Source organism: Paenibacillus sp., from assembly GCF_035645235.1.
Classification (GTDB): domain Bacteria; phylum Bacillota; class Bacilli; order Paenibacillales; family YIM-B00363; genus Paenibacillus_AE.
Genome location: NZ_DASQMZ010000122.1, coordinates 1 through 24,513 on the forward strand (window position 1 = coordinate 1; position 24,513 = coordinate 24,513).

The 24,513-nt window shown below is 60.9% G+C and carries 24 protein-coding genes and 1 riboswitch; of the genes, 23 read left to right on the forward strand and 1 reads right to left on the reverse strand.

What is annotated here, in order from left to right; all coding sequences use genetic code 11:
- The 3 genes from VEZ38_RS11510 to VEZ38_RS11520 form a co-directional block, all read left to right on the forward strand.
- Positions 1-824, forward strand: an 824-nt coding sequence (locus tag VEZ38_RS11510; RefSeq protein ID WP_324893506.1) for a methyl-accepting chemotaxis protein, incomplete at its 5' end; no start/stop codon positions are given.
- A gap of 133 nt (positions 825-957) precedes the next feature.
- Complete coding sequence (locus tag VEZ38_RS11515; RefSeq protein ID WP_324893507.1) at positions 958-2,751, forward strand: peptidoglycan D,D-transpeptidase FtsI family protein; 1,794 nt, start codon at positions 958-960, stop codon at positions 2,749-2,751.
- A 178-nt stretch (positions 2,752-2,929) separates the two neighbouring features.
- A complete protein-coding gene (locus tag VEZ38_RS11520) occupies positions 2,930-4,279 on the forward strand; it encodes a polysaccharide deacetylase family protein (RefSeq protein ID WP_324893508.1) in 1,350 nt (449 codons plus the stop codon).
- A gap of 97 nt (positions 4,280-4,376) precedes the next feature.
- On the opposite strand, the gene VEZ38_RS11525 is transcribed toward VEZ38_RS11520, so the two are convergent.
- Complete coding sequence (locus VEZ38_RS11525) at positions 4,377-4,844, reverse strand: Hsp20/alpha crystallin family protein (RefSeq protein WP_324893509.1); 468 nt, start codon at positions 4,842-4,844, stop codon at positions 4,377-4,379.
- 172 nt (positions 4,845-5,016) lie between these two features.
- On the opposite strand from VEZ38_RS11525, the gene VEZ38_RS11530 reads away from it, so the two are divergent.
- From VEZ38_RS11530 to VEZ38_RS11625, 20 genes are all read left to right on the forward strand, one after another.
- Positions 5,017-5,253: a spore germination protein gene (locus tag VEZ38_RS11530; RefSeq protein ID WP_324893510.1), complete on the forward strand. Its 237-nt coding sequence runs from the start codon at positions 5,017-5,019 to the stop codon at positions 5,251-5,253.
- Complete coding sequence (locus VEZ38_RS11535) at positions 5,250-5,471, forward strand: spore germination protein GerPB (protein ID WP_324893511.1); 222 nt, start codon at positions 5,250-5,252, stop codon at positions 5,469-5,471. The genes VEZ38_RS11530 and VEZ38_RS11535 overlap by 4 nt, the downstream gene beginning before the upstream one ends.
- 56 nt (positions 5,472-5,527) lie before the next feature.
- Entirely contained in the window at positions 5,528-6,160 is a 633-nt protein-coding gene (gerPC, locus tag VEZ38_RS11540; protein WP_324893545.1) for a spore germination protein GerPC, read from the forward strand.
- The gene (locus VEZ38_RS11545; RefSeq protein WP_414694705.1) at positions 6,157-6,351 is read left to right on the forward strand and encodes a spore gernimation protein GerPD; all 195 of its coding nucleotides are present in this window, start codon (positions 6,157-6,159) and stop codon (positions 6,349-6,351) included. Before gerPC ends, VEZ38_RS11545 begins: the two co-directional genes overlap by 4 nt.
- Positions 6,348-6,776 carry a spore germination protein GerPE gene (locus VEZ38_RS11550; protein WP_324893512.1) on the forward strand — a complete coding sequence of 143 codons (429 nt, stop codon included), beginning with the start codon at positions 6,348-6,350 and terminating at the stop codon, positions 6,774-6,776. Before VEZ38_RS11545 ends, VEZ38_RS11550 begins: the two co-directional genes overlap by 4 nt.
- Before the next feature lie 195 nt (positions 6,777-6,971).
- The gene (locus tag VEZ38_RS11555; protein ID WP_324893513.1) at positions 6,972-8,672 is read left to right on the forward strand and encodes an ATP-binding protein; all 1,701 of its coding nucleotides are present in this window, start codon (positions 6,972-6,974) and stop codon (positions 8,670-8,672) included.
- Between the two features lie 22 nt (positions 8,673-8,694).
- The gene (corA, locus tag VEZ38_RS11560) at positions 8,695-9,645 is read left to right on the forward strand and encodes a magnesium/cobalt transporter CorA (protein ID WP_324893514.1); all 951 of its coding nucleotides are present in this window, start codon (positions 8,695-8,697) and stop codon (positions 9,643-9,645) included.
- 118 nt (positions 9,646-9,763) lie between these two features.
- Positions 9,764-10,522: a sugar phosphate isomerase/epimerase gene (locus VEZ38_RS11565; RefSeq protein ID WP_324893515.1), complete on the forward strand. Its 759-nt coding sequence runs from the start codon at positions 9,764-9,766 to the stop codon at positions 10,520-10,522.
- A gap of 198 nt (positions 10,523-10,720) precedes the next feature.
- Positions 10,721-11,317, forward strand: coding sequence for a DUF5317 domain-containing protein (locus tag VEZ38_RS11570; RefSeq protein WP_324893516.1), 597 nt, complete (start codon positions 10,721-10,723; stop codon positions 11,315-11,317).
- Positions 11,318-11,792: 475 nt separating this feature from the next.
- Positions 11,793-13,622, forward strand: coding sequence for a diguanylate cyclase (locus tag VEZ38_RS11575; protein WP_324893517.1), 1,830 nt, complete (start codon positions 11,793-11,795; stop codon positions 13,620-13,622).
- 37 nt (positions 13,623-13,659) lie between these two features.
- Complete coding sequence (locus VEZ38_RS11580) at positions 13,660-14,352, forward strand: MgtC/SapB family protein (RefSeq protein WP_414694706.1); 693 nt, start codon at positions 13,660-13,662, stop codon at positions 14,350-14,352.
- 114 nt (positions 14,353-14,466) lie between these two features.
- Positions 14,467-15,129, forward strand: a complete 663-nt coding sequence (locus VEZ38_RS11585) for a FadR/GntR family transcriptional regulator (protein WP_324893519.1) — start codon at positions 14,467-14,469, stop codon at positions 15,127-15,129.
- 12 nt (positions 15,130-15,141) lie between these two features.
- Complete coding sequence (gene dgoD, locus VEZ38_RS11590; protein WP_324893520.1) at positions 15,142-16,290, forward strand: galactonate dehydratase; 1,149 nt, start codon at positions 15,142-15,144, stop codon at positions 16,288-16,290.
- 125 nt (positions 16,291-16,415) lie between these two features.
- A riboswitch (cyclic di-GMP riboswitch) is annotated at positions 16,416-16,502 on the forward strand.
- Between the two features lie 76 nt (positions 16,503-16,578).
- Positions 16,579-16,746 carry a hypothetical protein gene (locus VEZ38_RS11595; RefSeq protein WP_324893521.1) on the forward strand — a complete coding sequence of 56 codons (168 nt, stop codon included), beginning with the start codon at positions 16,579-16,581 and terminating at the stop codon, positions 16,744-16,746.
- A gap of 239 nt (positions 16,747-16,985) precedes the next feature.
- Positions 16,986-17,909, forward strand: a complete 924-nt coding sequence (gene pyrB, locus VEZ38_RS11600) for an aspartate carbamoyltransferase (protein WP_324893522.1) — start codon at positions 16,986-16,988, stop codon at positions 17,907-17,909.
- A 255-nt stretch (positions 17,910-18,164) separates the two neighbouring features.
- Positions 18,165-18,827, forward strand: coding sequence for a class II aldolase/adducin family protein (locus VEZ38_RS11605; protein WP_324893523.1), 663 nt, complete (start codon positions 18,165-18,167; stop codon positions 18,825-18,827).
- A gap of 69 nt (positions 18,828-18,896) precedes the next feature.
- Positions 18,897-19,694, forward strand: a complete 798-nt coding sequence (locus VEZ38_RS11610; protein ID WP_324893524.1) for a DeoR/GlpR family DNA-binding transcription regulator — start codon at positions 18,897-18,899, stop codon at positions 19,692-19,694.
- On the forward strand, positions 19,695-20,333 hold the full coding sequence (locus tag VEZ38_RS11615) for an SIS domain-containing protein (RefSeq protein ID WP_324893525.1): 639 nt from the start codon (positions 19,695-19,697) through the stop codon (positions 20,331-20,333).
- Positions 20,330-21,307: an ROK family protein gene (locus VEZ38_RS11620; protein WP_324893526.1), complete on the forward strand. Its 978-nt coding sequence runs from the start codon at positions 20,330-20,332 to the stop codon at positions 21,305-21,307. Before VEZ38_RS11615 ends, VEZ38_RS11620 begins: the two co-directional genes overlap by 4 nt.
- Before the next feature lie 7 nt (positions 21,308-21,314).
- Complete coding sequence (locus VEZ38_RS11625; protein WP_324893527.1) at positions 21,315-24,506, forward strand: alpha-mannosidase; 3,192 nt, start codon at positions 21,315-21,317, stop codon at positions 24,504-24,506.
- The last annotated feature ends 7 nt before the right edge of the window (positions 24,507-24,513 follow it).

Below are 24,513 nucleotides of genomic sequence, written 5' to 3' on the forward strand. Positions count from 1 at the left end.
CGGCGACGGAGCAAATCGCGATCGGCGCCTCCAACGTAGCGGTGGAAGCGGAGAAGGTCACGGACGTGACGTCCGTCATGGGAAACAAGATGGTCGTCGCGATGCAGGCGAACGAGCAGATGGCGGCGGCCGCCGCCGATATTCGGCATTCCAGCCAGCAAGGCGCGGAGTATATGAACGAGCTCAGCGCGAAGACGGCGGAGACGGAACGGCTGACGCAGTCGATGGTGAACAAGGTGGAGGACTTGCAGAAGAGCACGAGATCGATTCGGGAAATCCTTGCGCTCTTGAACAATATTACGAAGCAGACGAATATTTTGTCATTGAACGCTACGATCGAGGCGGCGCGCGCCGGCGAAGCGGGACGCGGCTTCATGGTCGTCGCGGACGAAATCCGCAAGCTTGCGGACCAGTCCAAGCAATCCATCGAGACCGTCGGCGGCATTACGGATCGGATTCGCGCCGAAATCGACGAGACGGTCGGCCTCATGGGACAAGCGTATCCGCTGTTCCAAGAACAGATCGCATCGGTGAAGCAGTCGAACGAAATCTTCTTGTCCGTGAACGATCGGATGGGGGAGTTCGTCGGTCAGTTGGACGGCGTCTCCGAGGCGATCCGCCAATTGGAAGCGACGCAGCGCACGCTCTCCGACGCGATGGCGAGCGTCAGCGCCGTCGCGCAGCAATCGTCGGCGACGACCGAACAGGTGGCGAGCCTGAGCGCCGATCAGCTGCAGGTCGGCGAATCGCTCGTCGGCTTGGCCGGACGGCTCGAGGACGTGTCCGTCCGTCTGCGCGACACGCTGAATCAATTCCGTTTGTAACGACCGCTCGTTCCATGAACGCCGCTTCGGCTTGCCGCCGAGGCGGCGTTTGTTTGTTGCGACGCCAGCGCATACTGGGAGAAGATACTCGAACGAGCTCCAGGATGAGGGCGAAGCGGAGGTGCGCAGCGAGATGCGGATTCGGCGGTTGTTTCATCTGTTGCTGGCGTTCACCGCCATGATCGCGCTGCTGGCGGGCCGGCTCTTTTGGCTGCAGGTCGGCTCCTCGCTTCCCCGAGGCGCGGAGGCGGCGGCGCTGTCGGTGCGCCAGCGCGCCCAGGGGGTTACGCTGGATCCGGGGCGGGGGCACATCGTCGACCGCAGCGGGGTGCCGCTGACCGGTCGCACGGAGGAGGGGCTGCTGCTGCTGCCGGGCGGGGCGGAACGGTTGACCGAGACGGAGCTGCAGGCGTTGGCCCGTCTGCTTGAGGTGCCGCCGAGCCGGCTGCTTGCGGCATGGCGGGCGCTGCAACGTCCCGCCTGGTGGAACGCCGGAGGCGCGCGCGACACGCCGGAGCCGCTGACGGCGGCGCAAGCGGAGGCGATTCGAAGAATGAGGCTGGCGGGCGCCGTCGTGGCCGGGCGCCAAACGCGATATCCGGAGCGCCGGCTCGCGGCCCACTTGGTCGGCTTCGTCGCGGAGCAGCCGGAGCGGCTGGCGTCGGCGTACGCCCGACAGGTGCGGGAAGGACGGTTATCCTTGTCGACGCCGATCGGCGCCGCGGGGCTGGAGCTGGCGTTCGACCGGCAGCTTCAGAGCGCCGGCGAGAAGCGGATCGTCTCCTACGCCGCCGGGAGCGGAGAACGGTTGGAGGGACTTGGGGTGAAGACGATCGGGGGCGACAATCCGTATTATCCGGTTCGTCTTGCGACGACGCTCGACGCTTCGCTTCAGCGGGCGATCGAGGACGCGATCGACGCGGTCGGATTGCCCGCAGGGGCGGTCGTCGTGCTCGACGCCGCTACCGCGGACGTCGTCGCCATGGCGAGCCGTCCGACATTCGACGCGGAGCGGCTGTCGCCGGCCGGCGACGATTGGGCGAACCGGGCGATCCGCGCCGTCGCGCCGGGCTCGGTCATGAAATCGTTCATCGCCGCCGTCGCGTTGGAAGAAGGCGTCGTCTCGCCGCGCGAATCGTTCGACTGCGACGGCACCTACGATCGATACGGGCTGACCTGCTGGAAGGAAGGCGGGCACGGACGCTTGACGTTCGAGGAGGCGCTGGCGCAATCGTGCAACGTAGCGTTCGCGGCAGTGGGCGAACGACTGACCGGACCGACGCTGCAACGGTATGGGGAGGCGCTGGGACTGACCGGGACGGTCGGGTGGCGCGGCGTCTCCGCGGTGGACGGCACCCCCGTCCGGCAGCTTCCGGAGGAGCAGCCCGGCCGGCTGTTCGCCGGAGCGGCGGACGCGGCGGACGGAGGAGTGTTGGCGCAAACCGCCATCGGGCAGCGGGATGCGCGGCTGACGCCGCTCGCCGCGGCGAATTGGATGGTGACGTTGCTGCGCGGCGGCGCGGCGGCGTCGCCCCGCGCGGCTTCCGCGCTCCGGACGGCCGACGGCGTCGCGCTGGAACGGTATGAGCGCAAGCGGCTGAACGACTTCCGAGCCTCGCTGTCGCCGGCGACGGCATTCGCCGTGCGGCGCATGCTGGAGCGCGTCGCCGCGGACGGCGGCACCGGGGCGTCGCTCCAAGCGGCGATATGGCCGCTCGCGGGCAAATCCGGGACCGCGGAGGTCGTCGTCGACGGCCGCCCGGCAGTACACCAATGGTTCGTCGGTTACGGGCCGGCGGATCGTCCAAGGTACGCGGTCGCCGTACTGGCGGAGGCGCGTCCGCCGGAGTCGCCGAACCGGGCGACGGCCGTATTTCGCGCCGTGATGGACGCGCTCGCGAAGGCGGAAAGCGGATCGCGGCCGTAACCGTACTTACGCTCGAGACGGCGGAGCGTTCGCTCTCCGTCGTCTTTTCGCGGGCTTCGCCGAAGGTATTTGCTGAAAACTAACAGATCGAATGCTATAATATTCTTCGTGCGGTTGAGTAAGGCTATGGGGACGAGCCGCAAGCAACGATTCGCTTACGGAGTTGAGGGGGGAGAGCGTGAGCACGGTTCTGCTCTATTTGTTTTATTTCTTCACGTTTTACGCGTTCCTTCCGGGATTGATCAGCCGAATGTTCGGTTTTCGCGTATTCAAGAAAGGGTTGTCCGACCGTCACGTCAGCTTGACGTTCGACGACGGGCCGGACCCGGTGTACACGCCTCGGCTGCTCGACGTGCTGCAGCGGTACGGCGTGAAGGCGACCTTCTTCGTCGTCGGCAAGCATGCGGAGGCGCATCCCGAGATCGTAGAGCGCATGCACCGGGAAGGCCACTCGATCGGGATTCATAATTACTTACACCGCAGCAACTGGTTGATGCGGCCGAAGACGGTCGCGAAGCAGGTGCGGATGACGGCCGAGGCGATCGAACGCATCACCGGCGAGAAGCCGAAGCTCTATCGTCCCCCGTGGGGCGTTATGAACGTGTTCGACTTCGCGAGCCGGAGTCGAATGCAGATCGTGCTCTGGTCCATGATGGCGGGCGATTGGCGGGAATCGACGGGCGCGGAGAAGATCGGCGCGCGATTGTCGAAGTCGCTTCGCGGCGGCCAAGTGTACTTGCTGCACGACTGCGGAAATACGTTCGGGGCCGACATCGGGGCGCCGAAGCATACGATCGCGGCGCTGGAGAAGTTCATCCCGGAGGCGTTGGAGCGGGGCTTCTCGTTCGTTCGCGTGGACGAGCTGATCCAGACGACGGCGAAGGCGAGGGCAAAGCGCGAGCCCGGCCCGCTTCGCAAAGCGCTCGTCGCCGCATGGCTCCTCTGGGAACGGTGCTTCCACGCGTTGTTCCGGCTGCAGTCCGCCGTGCCCGGCGATCCGAGGAGCTTCCTGTTCTACCGCATTACGGCATACCACGGGGAGACGATTCCGCTCGCCGACGGCGACGCCTTGCGCGCCGGGGACAAGATCGTCGAACTGCACATGAACAACGGGCTGTTATACGAATTCGGCCGCAAATCCCGCTCGCCGCTGCAGCTGGCCATCCAGCTCATTCGGGCGATGGAGAAGGCGATGCCGGCGCTGGCCGCATCGGTGTTCTTACGGGGCGATGCCAAGTCGGTGAAAGCGGTCGTCGGGACGTCGATGGTCAACCGCGGCGTCGAGCAATTCGGCTTCACGGTCGCCGACTTGCCGCGGGGCTTCTTCTCGGTCGCGACGAAATTGTATTTGAAATGTCTCTTATCCGTTATCCATCCGCAGGGCAAAGATCGGCTCGACGAACGCGCCGAGATGCTCGTCCCGAAACGGATCGCCATCTCCGCGAACGAGATGCTCCGACGCTACGGCGACATCGCGGGCGAAGTCGCCGCCACCTCGGTCGAATCGACCGACGGACAACCGGCATAATTTAATATTTTCTCCAGCCAAGGGCTGTCACTTCGCCGCGCGACCGACGGAAGAGACGGCCCTTGCGCGTTCTCGGGCGCTGCGTTCCGAACGGCGCTTATTCATAACGAACGTACACCTCTTCGAAGCGCTCGTTATCTCGGCGTTTCATCAACTTGACCTGCAGTACGCCGTCTTTATACAAAGCTCTGGCCGAATCGGAGTAGACCAACGCGGGCAGCGCGACGACTTGCTTGGCCCCGTTCGGGAGCCCTTCGAGGCGGAGACGCTGCCATCCCGCGAAGACGCGAAGCCGACGAGGCTTCCAACGCTCGGGGACGGCGAACCGGACGATGACATGCCGGTGGGTTTGGAACAGCTCGTAGGACAACGGCTTTCCCCCCGCATCCGGCGGCCGCTTTCCCGCAGTTTTCCCGGCCGGAGCCGCCAACGCCTCCTTCACGACGCTGTCCACGTAATCGGTTACCCAACGAAAGTCGTCCCCGTCGGAAGCGAAAGGCAGGCTTTCGTTCATCCATCGCCTGAACGTATCCCAACCGTCCTTATTCCAGGCTCCGTCGCTCATGACATCCGTATCTCCTTCCGTCCGCAGGCGCTGCTTGACGTTACCGATGACAGTATATGGGCGAAGACGGCCGCCGGTGCTCGATGGTTCGATTTCCCGGAGGGGCGCTTCCTGCACATCCGGGCGAGGACCCACATATGATGAGTCATATTCCGGCGGGGAGGGAACGACCATGCCATCGATCGTGGGCAATGTCAAAATCTTAAGCGTCGGCCCGAGCTCGATCGTCAATTTCGGAGATGCCTATCAGATGAGCCCGAACAGCAGCTCCAAGACGTTCGCGGGCGCCGGGTCGTTCGTGACGGGCGACCTCTCGAACACGCGGCAGGCGATCAGCAATACGAATACGCAGGATGCGGACGTGAACGATTCCACCAACCTGAGCGAACAAGGCGGGGTGGTGTCGTGAACTGGACGGTACACCAGAGCATCGTAATCCATCAATTGCGGGTCGAAAACGTCTCTAACTCGTCCGTTCTTCAAATCGGCACGTCCGGCCAAATCAGCTCGCTTTCGAATTTATACAATACCGGCGGCTTCGCGGGACCGGCACCGGAGCCGGTCGGCGTGCCGCTGCCGGCGCCCATCGTGCCGCTGCCCTCGCCCGCTCGACTTCCGGTAAGCTAAGCTAACTTCCTTCTCTGCCGCATACATATTACGGAGAAGGAGGGAAGGCCGTGGAGATGCACCGATGGATCGCCGAGATCGCGTCGCTGGCCGAACGGCTGGCGAGGGCGGAGGAGCGCCTGGCGAAGCTGGAGGCCGAGGCCGAGGAGTGGAAGCGCAGACCGACGCACGCCGTCGAAAAGATCGAATACCGCTTCGATCAGTTAAAGATCGATACGCTGCAAGGCACCTTGCATATCGGCATTCGGCCGGAGCAAGCGGGCGCGGAGCCGATCTGGTCGCTTGGGGAGGCGGAGCTGCCGACGCCGAACGTCGTGCCGGCCGCCGATCCAATCGGCGCCGCGCCGCCCCCCGCCGCGCCGCCGCCGTCGCCGTTCCTGAATATCCAGCGCGCGGTGCGCGAGTATTTGCACAACGCGGTGCCCCCGTTGCTGGCAGGGCTTTGCGAAGCGGCGGAGTACGAGCTCGAACCGGAGGAGGTCGACCGCGTCGTCGCCGATTTGGCGGCCCAAGTCGACGGCCGGATTCAATATTACATGAAGCTGTCGGAACTCGACCCTTCCCGCGATCCGGCCGCGTTCGAAGGGTCTGTGGCGGATCGAACGATTCGCGACGTGGAGGCGGCGCTGCGCAGCTTCGTCGCGGGCAAACGAACGCATTCGGCCCGGAAGGAGGAACTCGAAACATGATTCAACTGAACGTCGTCAATCGCGAGCTGTCCGTCGGTTCGATCCGCGTCGTCGCTGTCGCGAGCGCATCCGTGCTGCTCGTCGGGGATGCGTGCAGCATCCGCAACGCCTCGGTATTCGACACGCCGCCCGAGTCCATCATCGTCGCCCCGATCCGGCCGCTGCCGCCGGAAGGGTCGAGCGGCCGATGAGACGGGCGGCGCGCTCCTCGATCGTCGCCGAGGTGTACGTGAACAGCGTATCGTCCTCGAGCATCGTCTTGATCGGCGACGGCCGCCGCATCGACGCTCGTTCCCGGGCCATCGCGGTGAAGCGGGAAATCCCCGTTTACCTTGGGGACGAGGGCGACTTCGGCCATTACCCGTTGTTCGGCGCCGCGATTCCCGCGCCGCCCGAGCTTCCGGCGCCGGCAGACGCGGCGGTGCGGCAAGAGGGGGCGATTCGGGTCGGGCGTCTGACCGTTCTGGCGGTGTCGTCGGCTTCCGTCCTGCAGCTCGGATCTACCGGGGACGTGAAGGGGGAGGCCCGCGCGAAGCAATTCCGGCAGGTGCTGCCGGAGACGGCCGCCGCGCAAGGCTGGACGGGGCCTGCCGCGCATAGGATTCCGCCCGCTTAGGGAACGCTACCCAAAAACGGCAACCCAATTCGGGGAAGGACGAGCAGTTCCGTATCTTTCTCCCCGATCCGCGGCGCGGCATGAAACCCCAATCATGTTTTCCCGATTCGCGGCACGGCGTCGGAAGGAAAAAGTTTGCAGAAGGCGAATATTTTAATCGACTCTCTCATCTTTTTTCAGGCCGAGGCGGTGGATATGGTACGAGAGCTGATCGTGAACGCTGCACTGCTCATTACCGGCGTATTCGTCGGAAGCTACCTGTTTCAACGACCGCTTCAAGCAGGCTCGAAGCGGTATCTGCACGCGTTGTACGGCGCCTATTACGGCGTTGTCGGCGCCGTACTGCTCGCGTTTAACGGGAATGAGGATTCTTATCGCTTTCTTTGCTTTCATGTGGCTCCGATCGCGCTTTGCGCGCTGCACGGCTCCTCCCGAGCGACCGTCTTCGGCGCGGGCGCGGCATTGCTTGCAGGCGGCTTGCTCGCGACGGAGTCGTACGTTCCCTACATGGTCGAGACGACCGTCGTCGGTTTGGGCTCCGCTTGGATCGCGAAATCCGTCCGGCGAAGGGCCGTCGCTTGGCCGTCGCTCGCGGCGCTCGCGCTCGCCGGCGTCCTTGCGGGCGAAGCTTGGGAGGCGCGGGGGACGGGGGTGGATTGGGGCAATTTCGCTTTGTACGCGGCGTTTTTCCTTGCCGCGCTGCTCGCGACGGATTGGTATTTGCAATTGGACCGAAGCCGCAAGTCGCTCCTTAAGGAGTATACGTATTTGACGCAGCACGACTTGCTGACGGGTCTCCTCAATTTTCAGACGTTCCAAGCCCGATTGCAGACGCTGCTGTCCGAAGGCGTCCGGGTGTGCTTCTTCCTCGTCGACTGCGACGACGTGAAGTCGCTGAACACGGAGCAAGGGTATCATACGGTCGACGGGACGCTGAAGAACGTGGCGAATTTGCTGCGGTCGTATTTTCCGGAGGCGCTCTTGATCGGACGGTACGGCTCGGACGAGTTCGCGGTCGTCATTCCGATGCCGGACAATCCCGCCGCGACGCTCGAGAACGCGTTGGATCGGCAAATTCCGGAGGTGGCGGACATTCGGCTCGCATACGGCTACGCCTTGTTTCCGGACCAAGAAAGCGACCCCGTCGCGTTCGTCGCCTTGGTGCAAAAGCGGATGCTGGAGACGAAGCGGCGTCTGTGGCTGGAGCGCGAAGCGCATTGGCTGCACAACGAGCGGCTGACGGCGGTCGGCGAGCTCGCCGCCGGCATGGCGCATGAAATCCGGAATCCCCTTACGACAGTGAAGGGGTTTTTGCAGGTTTCGAAACAAAACGGGTACAACGTAACGGATTACTACGACATCATCATGCACGAGATCAAGCGCATGAGCGATCTGACGGCCGAGTTTCTGCAGTTTTCCAAGCCCGCCGCGCTGCGCCCGAGCTGGACGACGGTGCAGGAGTGCGTGCAAACGGCGGTGCAGCTGACGGAATCCGAAGCGATCCAGCACGGGCACCAGCTGCGCATTACCGCCGACGAAGCGCCAATTTCCGCCTTGTTGGAAAAGGATAAGATCGTTCAGGTGCTCATTAACGTCATTCGCAACGGCATCGACGCCATGGGGGAGCCGGGCGGGACGCTGACGATCGCCGTTTACCGGCGCGGCGAGTTCGGGGTCGTGGACGTGACGGACACGGGCGTCGGCATTCCCGACGAGCATCTCGCCAGACTGTTCCAGCCGTTCTTCTCCACGAAGGCGAAAGGGACGGGCCTCGGCCTCTCGATCAGCCAAAAAATCATGAGCGATCACGGCGGGTTCATCTCCGTGCGCAGCAAGGTCGGCAGCGGAACGACGTTCACGATCCGGCTGCCGGCGGCGGAACGGGACCCGGCGTGAGGCCAGAAGGGCGGAACGTCATATGATCCGAACGATCGCCGTCACGTCGGACGGCCATACGCATAAGGACATGCCGCTGGACGAGCTCGAGCGGGAGGACATCGTTTGGTTTTGGACCGATTTTTCCGAACCGACGGAGGAGGAGATCGCGCTGCTCGAGACGCGGTTCCGTTTCCATCCGCTCGCGATCGAGGACTGCTTGCAGCTGCTGCAGCGGCCGAAGCTGGATCATTACGAGAACGTGCATTTCTTCGTCCTGCACACGCTGCAGCCCCAGACGCTCGAGACCGATGAGCTGGATCTTTTCCTATCGGAACGATTCCTGGTTACCTTCCACCTTCGCGCCGTGCCCGAGCTGGAAGACGCCTTCGCGAAGTGGAGCGCTTCCGGCGATGCGGTTCGACAAGGACCGTTATACGCGTTGTACACGGTTGTAGATAAAGTCGTCGATCAGTATTTTCCGGCCGTGTACAGCATCGAGGACGCGCTGTTCGATATGGACCAGCGCCGGGCGGGGGACGTTACGGACGCGATCATGGATCGAGTGTTCGACATCCGGTCCGACCTGCTCCGGCTTCGTCGCACGATTTTCCCGATGCGGGAGCTCGTCTATCGAATCGTGAACAGCGAACGGATTCAGGGCATGGGAGACGTGCGGGCGTACTTCGCGGACGTACACGACCATCTGCTGAAGCTGTCGGAGATGATCGAATCCAACCGCGACATGACCGCCGACATTCGGGACAGCTACGTCTCCTTGAACGCCAACCGAATGAACAATATCATGAAGACGCTGACGGTCATTACGACGATTTTTATGCCGCTGACGTTCCTCGCCGGCATCTACGGGATGAATTTCTCTTATATGCCGGAGCTGGAGACCCGGTGGGGCTACTTCGTCGCGCTCGGGTTCATGGCGGGGATCGGTTTATCCATGTTTTGGTGGTTTAAGCGCAAGGGCTGGTTCGATTAACAGCCCGGCCGCGGAAAAAATAGCCGGATAGTTCATATTCGGGCGATATCGTATATGTACGATACCAAGGGTAACAGGGTACAGTAAAGTCAACAACCTACTAGGAGATGAAGCTCAAATGTCAAGATTGTCGATCGGTTTGCAAATGTATACGCTCCGGAACGAAACGGCGTCCGATTTCCTCGGGACGCTTCGGCAGGTAGCGGAGCTCGGATACGAAGGCGCGGAATTCGCGGGCTACGGCGGATTGGACGCGAAGACGCTCAAGGCCGAATTGGACGCATTAGGGCTCAAGGCGCTCGGCGCGCACGTATCGCTCGCCCGTATGTTGGAGGCGCCGGACGAGGAAATCGAATATGCGTTGACCTTGGGCAACAAGTACCTCGTCGTGCCGTGGATGCCGGAAGAAAAATACGCGGACGAGGCGGCGCTGGTGCAAACCTGCCGCGAAATCGAGTCGATCGCGCGCAAGTGCGTCGAACGGGGCATCGTCTTCGGGTACCATAACCACTCGTTCGAGCTCGAGCGCAAGATCGGCGACAAGCTGCTTCTCGATGCGATCTTCGACGCCGCGCCGACGGCGCAGGTGGAGCTCGATGCTTGCTGGGTTCATAACGCGGGCGTCGATCCGGTCGGATATATCCGAAAGTACAGCGGCCGCCTACCGCTCGTGCACATGAAAGATATGAGACGCGAAGAGGGCAAACCGGTCACGGTAGAGCTCGGCAAGGGAGAGGTCGATTTGACGGCTATCGCGAAGGCGTCCGCCGAAGCGGGCGCGGAGTGGCTGATCGTCGAACAAGACCACTGCCAAAACCCGCCGCTCGAGAGCGTCGCGACGAGCATGGCGTGGCTGAAGAACAACGGACTTCGATAGAGCATAGCCGGCCGAACGCCTCCGCCGCAGACGGATCGGTGCCCGAAGGAATAACGGGTACCGAATCGCTGCGCCGGAGGCGTTTTCGTTTAAAATGTTATAAAAATTTAACTTTTTTTCAAATAAGTACTAGACATGTCAATATATCCATGATATATTGAAAACAGTTACAAGCCCAACGACGAGCGGAGAGACGACATGGTTTATGACGGAATCGTGATCGGGTTGATCGTCGGAATGATTCGCGGAGGCTTCTTCGGCGCTCTGAAGGGATTATCCCGATTGCAGCTTGTGGCAGGTTGGATATTTCCGCTGCTCCTGTTGTTTCAGTTCGGTTATTTTTATCTGCAAGGCCGGAATGAAGCGCTGCAGCAGTATACGGGAATATCGATCATGGTCATTTATGTTATCGGTCTTTTGTTCGTAGCTTTGAACAGAAGACAACCAGGTTTTAAGACGATTTTTGTCGGCGTATTCTTAAACTTTCTGGTCATGGCCTTGAACGGCGGCACGATGCCGGTTTCTTTGGAAGCCGCTTCCATGATCGGTCTCGAATACGCGGATATGCTCCGGACGAACGATGTCGTGTTTAAGCACGCCGCGTTAATGGAGCATACGAAGCTTCCGTTCCTCGGGGATATTATCCCCGTCGTGGCCCCTTATCCGAGGGAGATGGTCATCAGCATCGGCGATATCGTCATGAACGTGGGGATCTTCGTATTCCTGCAGCGGATTATGACGGCCGAGAAGAATGGCTTGGATCATGGCAAAGGCACGGAATTCCAGCGGGCATAATGCAATAGCTTACATACAAATAATCAATCTAATCCTAATGGGAGGTTTTCTACTATGAAGAAGAAGTTGGAAGGCATTCAGTTCGGCAAATTGATCGTGAACGCAGCTATCGTCGCATCCGTAATCGTGGCGCTGACTTCCGGTTACAAGTGGGGCTAAATCGAAACCTGCCTAGGAGGAATATATGATGAAAAAACAATTCGAAGGCATCAAATTCGGGAAATTGATCGTCAACGCGGCTATCGTCGCATCGGTAATTGTCGCGTTGACGTCCGGCTATAAGTGGGGTTAATGCAGCAATCGCGAAGAGCCGTTCATCGGGGCGCAGGCCCGATGAACGGCTCTTTCGTTTTCCGGGCCGCAAGCGCGTTTCTTTATTCTATTAACCTATCTGATTTTCGTGTATAATAACGTGAAACTAGCGGAAATGCGGGTGGGGACGATGATAGAGACCGCGAAGGCGTATATAACTGCGATGAAGGAAAGACAACATCTATACGTGATCCTCGTGTGCGCGTGCGGCGTCGGTCTGTTCGCCGCGTTCGTTCGCCCGCCGGCGTTCGCCTTGAACGATTGGGTGCTTTTGTACGCGCTTGTCGCTTCCGTCGTCGTGCTCAATCACTTGGATTTTCAGCTGCCTCCGAGCGGGACGAAACAGTCGATGGATTCCGCCGTCATTTTGGCCTCCTTGTTCGTGCACGGCATAGACCTAGTGTTGTACGTCCTCCTGCTCAGTTATGGCATTCTGTCGGTCATCCGGCGCGAGGTCGCGGTATGGAAGCACTTGGCGAATTTTTCGATGTACGTCATCATGCTCGTCGTGACGTCGGTCATGTTTAAGGGGATGGGCGGCCATTTCGGCGTGCTCGAGGTTGAGAGCGTATACATCTACCTGGCTTGTTTGGCGGTGTACTTCGTCGTGAACACGTTCATCTTCGGATTGTACCATATGATTATGGGGAAGCCGATTTTGAACGTCATCAACGGCGTAATCAAGGAGTCGATATCTGCGTACGCGAGCACTTTGCTGTTATCGCTCGTACTGACGAGCCTCTTCGAAAGAACGCCGTTCTTCGGCTTGTTTTTGTTTATGGCGATCGCCGTCCTTATTTCGAAGTCGTTCAAGCTGCTGTTCGAGTTGTATCGTTCGGTGTCCGAGCGCGCGATCTACGACCAACGCACGGGCTTGTACAATCATAGCTACTTCGAGGAGGCGCTCGAATCGCGGCTCGCGGAAGCGAGGCGGACCGGGGCGCCGTTTTCCCTGGTGTTGCTGGACCTGGACAATTTCAAGAAATATAACGACGCCTTCGGTCATCTGAAAGGGGACCAATTGCTTGAATTTTTCGGCGGGCAGCTGCGGCGTCAATGCGAGCAGGAAGACGTCGTCGTCGCACGATACGGCGGCGAGGAGTTCGCGATCATCTTGCCGGGCGTTCGCGCCGATGCGGCGTGCGCCGCCGCGAACCAAATCCGCAAACGAATCAACGACACATACTTCGAGGGGGTCGAGCTGTTCCCGCACGGTTGTTTGTCGTTCTCGGCCGGCGTGGCGGAGTATTCGAAAGACGTGTACGACAAAAACCAACTCGTCGACCGCGCGGACCAAGCGATGTATTACGCCAAAGCCCAAGGGAAAAATGCCGTACACGTATACAACGAGGATTCGGTGCTGCAGCGCACCCTCGATATCGAGCAAGACATTCGCGAAATCGAGCAGCAATTAAATATTTTCCTATCCAAAGACGTGTACACGTTCCAGCATTGCAAGCGAGTTTATCGTTACGCGCTCGAGCTGAGCGATCGGCTGTCGCTCAGCGACGCCGAGAAGAAGACGCTTGTGCTCGGCGCGCTGATTCATGATATCGGAAAATTGGAAATCCCGCGCGACGTCCTCAATAAAAAGGGCAAGCTATCGAACGAGGAATGGGAGATGGTCAAAAAACACGTGACCTGGGGCAAGGAAATCGCCTCTACCAACGACAAGTTCAAACCGCTGCTGCCGCTGATCGAGCTGCATCACGAGCGGTACGACGGGTCCGGCTACCCTTTCGGCCTGAAGGGCGAGGAAATTCCGAAGCTCGCCCGCGCGCTTTGCGTCATCGATTCGTTCGATGCGATGACGACCGAACGCCCCTACCAGAAGACGAAGACGTTCGAGGAAGCGATCGCCGAGCTGCGCGCGTTCTCGGGCAAACAATTCGACCCGGAGCTGGCGGAGGCGTTCATCGACATGATCGAGGCCTCAGGGAACGAATGGGCGGGCGAGGGGTCCGGCGCCGGCGGTTCCGCCGTCGCGGGATAACGGCAGCCGATTCCGAATATATATATTCGAAACAGCTATGAAAGGAGGTCGACCGGTGAGCCTCGTTTTATTAAAGATCGGCTTATCCGCGTTATTCGGTCTCGTGATCGGGATCGATCGCGAGCTCAAGAAGAAGCCGCTGGGGTTAAAGACTTGCTTGGTGCTCGCGGTCAGCAGCTGTTTGCTAACGATCGTCTCCATTCAAGCGGCATACGATTTTCCGAAGGTCGGCCACATGATGATGGATCCGCTGCGTCTGGCTGCGCAGATCGTATCGGGCATTGGCTTCATCGGCGCGGGCGTGATCCTCAAGCGCCACGACGACGTTATCAGCGGCCTTACGACGGCCGCGATGATTTGGAGCGCTTCGGGTCTCGGCATCGCCGTCGGGGCGGGCTACTATCGGGAAGCGGGGATTTCGCTGCTCATTATTTTAATCGGCGTCGATCTAATCCCCTATCTATTGCGACGGTGGGGACCGGACGCCTTAACGTCCAAAGAAATATTGGTGGCGTTCGTCGTCCGCGACGTGGAGCATTATGCGGGCCTGAAGGAGCATCTCGCAAGGCACGAGATCAAGGTGAAGGGAACGAAGGTGACGGAGCTGGACGACCAGACGTTCCGTTTCGAGCTGCGGGCGCAAGTGCATGAGCATAGCTTGGTCGTGGACGTCTTCCGCGACATCCGAAAGTACGAGCATGTATGTAAGTTAGACGTTCGTTCTCTATAATCGAAAACGAAGTCGTCCCGGCGCCGTCAGGGCCGGGGCGTTTTTTTTGTGGAAACATCATATGAATTATTATAATATAACCATATACATATGATGATTTGGTTCCGAGGGGGAATGAAGCTGAAGAGGCTTGCGTACGAAGCGGTGTACGAAGGCATCCGGGCGCGGATTCGGGAAGGCGTCTGGGGGGTCGGTTCGCGCATCCCGACGATCGAGGAGCTGTCCCGGGAATTCGGGACGGGCGTATCCTCGGTGCGCGAGGCGGTCAAAATTCTCGGCAAGCAAGGCGTACTCAGCATCGAGCAAGGCCGGGGCACGTACGTGGCCGGCGGCGTCGGCGACGGCACGGAGCGGCTCGACGCGCTCGAGAACGCGACGCTGCTGCAGCTGACGGAGGCGAGGCTCGTTATCGAGCCGGAGCTGGCGGCACGGGCGGCGGCGCATGCCGACGCCGACGCGAAACGGGCGATTCTCGACAACGCCCGGGCGATGCAAGAGAAGATTGCGCGCGGGGAGGATTTCCTGCGGGAGGACATGGAATTTCATCAGCTGATCGCCGGCGCCTCCGGCAATGTCGTGCTGCGGGAGATGATGCGGCAAATTTCGGATTTGCTGCTCGACAGTCGGCGCCGCACGATGAAGTGGAGCGGCATGGACGAGAAGACCGCGTCGTACCATCTTTTGATCGCCCATGCCGTGTCGGAGGGCCGCGCGGAGGCGGCTCGGCGGCAGATGACGCTGCATTTGGAGGACATTTTCGAACAATATCGGGGATAAGGGGAGACGGGCATGAAAATTCGAAGCGTCGAACTGTTTACGGTGGAGCCGCGTTGGCTGTTTTTGAAGGTGACGACGGACGACGGGCTGACGGGCTGGGGCGAGCCGATCGTCGAAGGGCGGGCGGCGACGGTGAAGACGGCCGTCGAGGAGCTGGCCGATTACTTGATCGGGAAAGAAGCCGGCAATATCGAGGATTTGTGGCAGGTCATGTACCGGGGAGGGTTTTACCGCGGGGGACCGATTTTGACGAGCGCGATGTCGGGCATCGAGCAGGCGCTCTGGGACATCAAAGGCAAGCGCTTCGGCGTACCGGTGTATGAGCTGCTCGGCGGCGCCGTGCGCGACAAGGTGCGCGTATATGCATGGATCGGGGGCGACAAGCCGGCCGAGACGGCGAACGCGGCGCGGGAGAAAATCGCGGCCGGCTATACGGCGGTGAAGATGAACGGCACCTCGGAGATGGAATGGATCGACACGCATGCGAAGATCGACGCGGCCGTCGCCAACATCGCCGCGGTACGGGAAGCGGTCGGGTACGAGCTCGGCATCGGGATCGACTTCCACGGACGGGTGCATAAGAGCATGGCGAAGGTACTGATGAAGGAGCTTGAACCGTACAAACCGATGTTTATCGAGGAGCCAGTGCTGCCGGAAAACAACGAGGCGCTGCTCGAGCTCGCTCGCGTCACGACCGTACCGATCGCGACCGGCGAACGCATGTTCACGCGCTGGGATTTTAAGCACGCGATCGCCGGCGGCGCGGTGGACATCATCCAGCCGGATCTCAGCCATGCCGGCGGCATCTGGGAGGTGCGCAAAATCGCGGCGATGGCCGAGGCGTACGACGTGTCCGTGGCGCCCCACTGTCCGCTCGGGCCGATCGCGCTGGCGGCTTCGCTGCAGCTGGATTTCTGCACGCCGAACGCGTTCATCCAGGAGCAAAGCCTCGGCATTCATTATAATCAAGGCTCGGACCTACTGGATTATTTGGCGGATAAGACGGTGTTCGAATACGAAGACGGCTATGTTCGTCGGCTGGAGGGTCCCGGACTCGGCATCGAAATCAACGAGGAGAAGGTACGGGAGATGGCCGCGATCGGCCATCGTTGGCGCAACCCGATTTGGCGAAACAAGGACGGTTCTTTGTCCGAGTGGTAATCGAACCGCTCGCCTTAGAATAACGGGGAAAGGTTGGTTTCCTACGCGCCCCTGCGCCGCCCGAGAAAAGGACGTCTGTACTTATCGACAAATTATGTTATACTATTAACAATTCTCACTCTTATACGCGAGAAGGGCAAACCTGCTGAAAAACAGGGACGCAAAGCTATAGGGACTAAAGGTGCTCAAACCCAAGTCAGCCAGCTGCCGAAAATAAGAGGCGAGTTCGAGCTTACGCCTCATTTCCGGTGCGGGAAACCACAACGAAAAGATAGGGGCGTGCATGGTATGGAAAAGAAGATTTGCACTGGGGTCGTCAACGATTTGAAAGAACTGCTCGGCGACGAGGTCGCGAACGAGCTCATTTGCGGATTTCTACAGGCGTCTGATAAAGAATTGCAAGAATTCAGAAGCGCCCTAGAGCCTCTCTTTCGGAAAGAAGCGGTTTCGGCATAATCCACGTACGTAACAAGTCGGGAGCATACGCTTCCGGCTTTTTTGTTGCGTTCGAATCCTTTCGAGACAGCCGCGCGCATGCCGGGCGCAACGCATCGACGAGGCCGTTCCGGTTCGCCGCGCCGATTCGGCTTGGCGATTGTACGCGAATCGTCGACGTACCGGTTGCTTGCGGGCGCAGGTTGCGATAGGATGAGGGAAAAGCTTGGCATTTTGTTCAGGGGGACGGCGGAAGAAGCATGTCGGATACTTTATTTCATGTGCTCGGGGCGAAACAATTCGACCGAGCGACGCTGGACGAGCTGTTCGCCGCGTCGGGCGAGATGGAGCGGGTCGTGCGGGAAGGCGGCTCCACGCGGTTTTCGAACAAGATTTTGACGACGTTGTTTTTCGAGGCGAGCACCCGGACGAGGCTGTCGTTCGAGTCGGCGATGCATCGGCTCGGCGGGCGGGTGATCGGCACGGAGAACGCGGCGCAGTTTTCGTCCGCCATTAAGGGAGAGACGCTGGAGGACACGATCCGAATCGTCTCGGGGTACAGCGACTTAATCGTCATGCGGCACACGGAAATCGGCGCCGCGCAGCTGGCCGCGACGGTCGCGACGGTACCGGTCATCAACGCCGGCGACGGAGCCGGCGAGCATCCGACCCAGGCGCTGCTCGATCTGTTGTCGATTCAAAAAGAAATCGGCCGCATCGACGGCATTCGCATCGCGATGATCGGCGATCTCGCGAACGGCCGCACCGTCCATTCGCTTAGCTATATGCTAACGAATTATCGGAACGTGCATATCGACTTCGTCGCTCCCGACAATGTCCGAATTCCGCTCGAGGTGAAGCGGTACTTGGTGGAGAAAGGCGTCTCCTTCGAAGAGTCGAGCGATTTGCTGAAGGTCGCGGAGACCGCGGACGTCGTTTACCAAACTCGTATTCAGAAAGAACGGTTCTTCTCGCTCGAGGAGTACGAGAAGGCGGCCGGGAAGTATACGATCGACGGCGCCGTGCTGGACGCGATGCGCTCCGACTCGATTATTCTCCACCCGCTGCCGCGGGCCGGCGAAATCGAGGCGTCCGTCGATCGCGACCCGCGAGCCGCGTACTTCCGGCAGGCGCAGAACGGGCTGTATTTACGCATGGCGCTCATCGAGAAATGCTTGTCTTAACCCATGCGGAACACGACGCGCGGAGCCTTCGACGGCTTCGCGCGTTCTTCGTTCCGTAAAGGGAATCCGAGCCGTGCGCGCATGCAAGGGCTGAGACATTCCCTATTCCCCAATGCCAAGCGCAATCGGTGAAAAATAGTTGACATGATGTGGGGTATTCGTCAAAATGAGAGGATAAACCGAAACAAACCGTTCAACAACCAACAAAACCAACCTCATTGTACAGAGAAGCCACACTCAATGCGGAGGTGACGTATGCTGACGCCCCAAGAGGCTAGAACGCAGCTGCAGGACGCGGGAAGGTATATGATGGCCCATGGACTCGCCTGGGGCAACGCGGGCAATATTAGCGCACGGACGGGCGAGGACCGTTACATGATCACGGCAAGCGGCACGTTCCTCGGCGAGCTCGAAGACGGAGACTTGGTCGAATGCGACTTTCGAGGGGGACGTCTTCGGCCGGAGGACAAGAAGCCCTCGAAGGAGCTGCCGATGCATCGCGCCGTCTATGAGCTGCGGCCCGAGGTGAACGCGGTGCTGCACGCTTCGCCGTTCTACGCTACGATGGTAGCCTGCTCGGACTTGGAGCTGAAATCCGATTGGTTCGTAGAGACGATGTACTATTTAGAGCGGGTCGAACGGGTGCCGTATCGCCATCCGGGCTCGGAAGCGCTCGGCGACGCGGTGGCCGCCCACGCAAGGAAAGCGAATATCTTGCTGCTAGAGCATCACGGCGTGCTCGTCTACGATACCAGCGTGCGAGAAGCCCGCATGGCGCTGCAGACGCTGGAGATGGCGTGCCGCATGCTCGTAACGGCAGGCGCGGCCGGCGTAAAGCTGCGCAGCCTGGAGCCGCCGATCGTCGAAGACTTCCTGCACAACGCCGGCTATAAGCCTAGAAGGAAATGGGAGTCTTGAGCGGGGGCGGCACGCTCCCGGCTTGACGCTTTGCGGAGGGGAACCGAACCAACTACGGGGGGGAAGCGTATGATCGTTGTCCAAAGAAGGCATAAGATTAAAGAGAAGCTTTTCCAACAGCGCAGCGTGAAGGTGTCGGAGCTCGTCAAGGAATTCAACGTCTCCGAGGAGACGATCCGCCGCGATCTGAATCAATTGGAGCGGGAAGGACTCGTTCAGAAAAATTACGGCGGCGCGATTTTAATCGAGGACATCGAGACGGTAGCGGTCCCGCCGGTACAGCAGCGGAAGTTCCAATTTTTCGAAGAGAAGAACGCCATCGGGAAGAAAGCCGCCGAGCTCGTGACGGGACAGCAGATCGTCATTCTCGACTCCGGTTCCACGACCTGGTGCATGGCTCGCCACCTGAAGCAGACGAGCGGCCTTACGGTCGTGACGAACGGCATCAACGTCGCGGAGGAATGCAGCCAGAACGAGGAGGCCGCGATATTCCTGCTCGGGGGCAAGCTGATCAAGAAATCGATGAGCGTCGTCGGACCGCAGGCGGAGATGGAGCTGCAGAAGTATAATGCGCATTTCGTGTTCCTAGGCACGTCGGGCATCTCCCCGCGCAAAGGGTTTACGAGCTCGGATATTTACGAGGCCGAAATCAAGCGCGCGATGATCGCGGCAGGCCAGCGCGTCGTCATTTTGGCGGACCACAGCAAGTTTCAACGCCAGGCGCTTGTCTCGTTCAGCAGTCTGCAAGACGTCGACATGGTCATTACGAGCGACCTCGTGGACCCGTCGGTGGTGCGCGAAATGGAGGAACTGGGCGTGAAGGTCGTCGTCTGCCCGGTCAAGCACGAGTTACGGGAGGATACGTAGATGGAATCGATGGCATTGGTCCGATTGCTTGAGAAATATCCCGATATTGAAGCGTGCCGGGACGAGATCGTCGCCGCGTACGACATTATGCGGGAAAGTTACGCGAACGGCGGCAAGGCGTTGTTTTGCGGCAACGGCGGCAGCGCCTCGGACAGCGAGCATATCGTAGGCGAGCTGATGAAGGGCTTTATGTCGCGGCGTCCGGTGAGCGAGGAGGAGCGCGCGCGTTGGGTCGAAGCGTACGGCGAAGAAGGCCGCTACATCGCGGACCATCTCCAGGGCGGCTTGCCGGCGATCTCGCTCGTCAGCCACACGGCGCTGCTCACGGCGTTCATTAACGACGTCGCCGCGGATATGATGTTCGCGCAGCAGGTGTACGGCTACGGCAAGCCGGGCGACGTGCTCGTCGGGCTTACCACCTCCGGCAATTCCGCGAACGTGGTGCGCGCCGTGCAGGTGGCGAAGCACCGGGGCCTCAAGACCATCGGGATGACGGGGCGTACCGGCGGGAAGCTTGCGTCGCTGTGCGACGTGACGATCCGCGTGCCGAAGGATTCCACGCCGGACGTCCAAGAGCGCCACCTGCCGATTTATCATGCGATTTGCATTATGCTAGAAGAGGAGTTTTTCGGAAAATGACACTGCTCGCCGGAATCGATATCGGCGGCACCAAGTGTGCCGTCGTGCTCGGCCGCGCCGCGAACGGCAAGGTCGAGCTGCTGGGCAAACGCATGTACCCTACGCCCCCGCCCGCCGAGGCGGTGGCTTCTTTTATTTCGCAGCTCGACGATTTGCTGCGCGAGCTCGGCGCCGCCGCGCCGGACGCGATCGGCATTAGCTGCGGCAGCCCGCTCGACAGCAAACGCGGGCTCATCCTGTCTCCGCCGAACTTGCCGGATTGGGACCGGCTCGACGTCGTCGGCCCGTTGCGCGAGCGGTACGGCGTCCCCGTCGGTCTGCAAAACGACGCCAACGCCTGCGCGCTCGCCGAATGGCAATGGGGCGCCGGGCAAGGGACGGAACATATGGTGTTCCTGACGTTCGGCACCGGCATGGGCGCCGGGCTCATTTTGAACGGCCGCCTGTACGCCGGCAAGAACGACATGGCCGGCGAGGTCGGCCACGTGCGGCTCGAGGACGACGGCCCGATGGGCTACGGGAAGGCCGGCTCGTTCGAGGGCTTCTGCAGCGGCGGCGGCATCGCGAACTTGGCGCGGTCGATGGCGCTCGAGCGGCTGCGCGCCGGGGGCGAACCGCCAAGCTTCTGCGCGAACGAAGCGGAGCTCGACGGCGTAACGGCGAAGACGGTCGGCCTCGCCGCGCAGGCAGGCGACGCGCTGGCGCTCGAGGTGTACGGTATCGTCGGCGCGAAGCTCGGCAAGGGGCTCGCCATGCTCGTCGATATCCTCAATCCGGAACGCATCGTCATCGGAAGCATCTACGGCCGGCAACAGGCCATACTAGAACCTATTGTTTTAGAAGTCCTACGCAAGGAAGCGCTGCCGATTACGGCGGACAACTGCGAGATCGTGCCGGCGGCGCTCGGGGAAAGCGTCGGCGACCTCGCCTCGCTGTCGGTTGCGATGAACGAAATTCACATGAAGGGAAACTAAGTCATCCATGTCTATGTGGTTAACGGAAGAGAAGCTGGGACGGCGAATCGAGGAGCTAAAATCCGCGATCTACCGCGAGGTGCAAGAGATCCCTTCGTTCTTGTATATCGAAGGCGATTTCGACGAGATGCAGCAAGTGCCCGACGATTGGCGCAGGCCCGAATTCGACGATTCGGGCTGGAAGCCGTTCCAGGTCGGGTCGACGTGGGGCGGGTACGATAAGACCGCTTATTTCCGCGCGAAGGTCGCGATTCCGGAGCGCTGGCGCGGCGAACGATTGGCGCTGCGCTTCCTTGTCGGGCCGCGCGACGGCGGCGGCTCGACGGCCGAGACGCTGCTTTACGTCGACGGCGCGCCGCTGCAGGCGATCGACATCTGGCACGAAGACGCCTGGCTGCCGCCGGAGCTCGCGGCGAAGGGCGAAATCCATATCGCGCTGAAGGCGTGGAGCAGCGTGCTGAAGGTACCGGACGTGCGCCGATTCAAGGTCGCGCAGCTGGTCGTCGTCGACCGGCCCGCGGAGAAGCTGTATTTTATGGCGGATACGCTGCTCAAGGCCGTGAAGGAGCTGCCGGAGACCGACCTGCATCGAAGCGTGATTCTGCAGTCGATCAACCGCGCGGTGCAGACGGTCGACTTTATGAAACCGCGTTCGAAAACATATTACGAGTCGATCGCCGCGGCGGCGGAAGGGCTCGCGGCGGACATCGAGTCGTGGAAGCAGCCGGGGGCGCGCAAGCCGAAGGTGATCGGCTTCGGACATTCGCATATCGACATGGCCTGGCTGTGGCGTCTCGCGCACTCGCGGGAGAAGGCGTCGCGCACGTTCTCGACCGTACTGCATCTGATGCGGCAGTATCCGGAGTATCGTTTTCTGCATACGTCTCCTCAGCTTTATAAGTTCTTGAAACAGGATTACCCGGAAATTTATGCGCAAGTGAAGGAGCGCATCGCCTCGGGCGAGTGGGAAATTACCGGCGGCATGTGGATCGAGCCCGATATGAACGTGCCGAACGGAGAGTCGCTCGTGCGGCAAATTTTGTTCGGGAAGCGGTTTATCCGGGAGGAGTTCGGCCAGAAGACGAACGTCGTCTTCCTGCCGGACGTATTCGGCTACAACTGGGCGCTGCCGCAAATCATTAAGCGCAGCGGCATCGACTACTTTATTACGAGCAAGATCAGCTGGAACCAATACAACCGCTTCCCGCACGACACGTTCATGTGGCGCGGCGTCGACGGCACGGAAATTATGACGCATTACATTACGACGCCGGAGGACGGAAGCGGGAAGTCTTACACGTACAACGGCCTCGTTCGACCGTACGAGGTCAAGGGCACGTGGGACCAATACAAGCAGAAGGACGTCAACGAAGAGTTGATTATGGCGTTCGGGTGGGGCGACGGCGGCGGCGGCCCGACGAAGGACTTCTTGGAGGCGGCCGAGGTGCTGAAGGACGTGCCGGGGCTGCCGCGTTTCGAGCTCGGAAAGATGGAGCCGTATTTGGAGAGGCTCGGCGAACGCGTAAAGCCTTCGGCATTGCCGGTATGGGACGGAGAGCTGTACCTCGAGTACCACCGCGGAACGTATACGTCGCAGGCATGGCTGAAGCGGGCGAACCGCAAGGCCGAGCTGCTGTACCATGCGGCGGAATGGTTGAGCGCGTACGCGGACGTGCTGACGGGCGGCCGGAATTATCCGCAAGCGTCGCTGAACGAAGGCTGGGAGATGCTGCTGCTCAGCCAGTTCCACGATATTTTGCCGGGCTCCTCGATTCGCCAGGTGTACGAGGATACGCGCAAGGAATTTGAGACGATCGAGCGGATCGGCGGCGAGGCGCTGCGAGCGGCGGAAACGGCGGTGGCGGCGCGCGTTCGGACGGAGCGGGACGGCCTCCTCGTCTGGAACGCGCTCGGCTGGGAGCGGGACGGCCTGCTGGAGCTCGATTGGACGCCGGAGTTGGAGGGACGGGCGCTCGAAGGCGCTGCGACGCCGGCGACGCAACGGACGACGACCCGCGACGGGCGCGACGCGCTGCTCGTGAAGGCGCCGAAGGTCCCTTCGCTCGGATATCTAGCGGCGGCGTTCGTTCCGGCCGCGAGCGCGAACGCCGCGAACGCCGCGGACGCCGCGGGCGAACGCGCGCTGAAAATCGCGCCGGAGGCGCTGGAGAACGCGTTCTACGCGATTCGACTGAACGCGCAAGGCCAGATCGCCTCGATCTACGACAAGCGCGCACGGCGGGAGGTGCTCGCCGAAGGCGAGCTCGGCAACGTGCTGCAAGCGTTCGAGGACAAGCCGATCAACTTCGACGCCTGGGACATCGACCTGTTTTATCAAGAGAAGATGACCGTCGTCGACGACCTCGTCGAGGCCGTCGTCGAGGAGGAAGGCCCGCTGCGAGGCACGCTTCGTCTCGTATGGCGCTTCCTCGATTCGACGATTACGCAGCGGCTTACGCTGTACGCGGACGACCCGCGCATCGACTTCCGTACGGACATCGACTGGCGCGAGAAGCAAGTGCTGCTGAAGGTCGCGTTCCCCGTCGCCGTCCGCTCGACGAAGGCGACGTACGACATCCAGTTCGGCAATATCGAGCGAGCGACGCACTGGAACACGAGCTGGGATTACGCCAAATTCGAGGTGGCCGCGCAGAAGTGGGCCGATTTGTCGGAAGGCAACTACGGCGTCGCGCTCTTGAACGATTGCAAATACGGCTACGATATCAAGGGACACGTCATGCGCCTGACCCTGCTCAAGTCGCCGATCGAGCCGGACGAGACGGCGGATCGCGGGCATCACGCGTTCACGTACGCGCTGCTTCCGCACGCGGGCGGCTGGCGGGAGGCCGACGTCGCTCGCGCGGCGTACGAGCTGAACGCGCCGCTCTCCGCGACGCCGGTCGCCGGGAATCCGCAAGGCGCGCTGCCTGCGGCCGGCGGCTTCGCGACGCTCGAATGCGAGCATGCGATGCTCGAGACGGTAAAGAAGGCCGAGGACGACGACGCGATCGTCGTTCGGGTGTACGAATACAAGCAATACCGCACATCGGAGGCCGCGATCGTCTTCGATCGGCCGATCCGCAAAGCGGTCGAGTGCAATCTGGTGGAGGAAGAGGAAGGCGCGGCGGCGTTCGCCGGGGAGCGTCTGACGTTCGGATTGAAGCCTTACGAAATCAAGACGTTCAAAGTATGGTTCTAGAATCGGG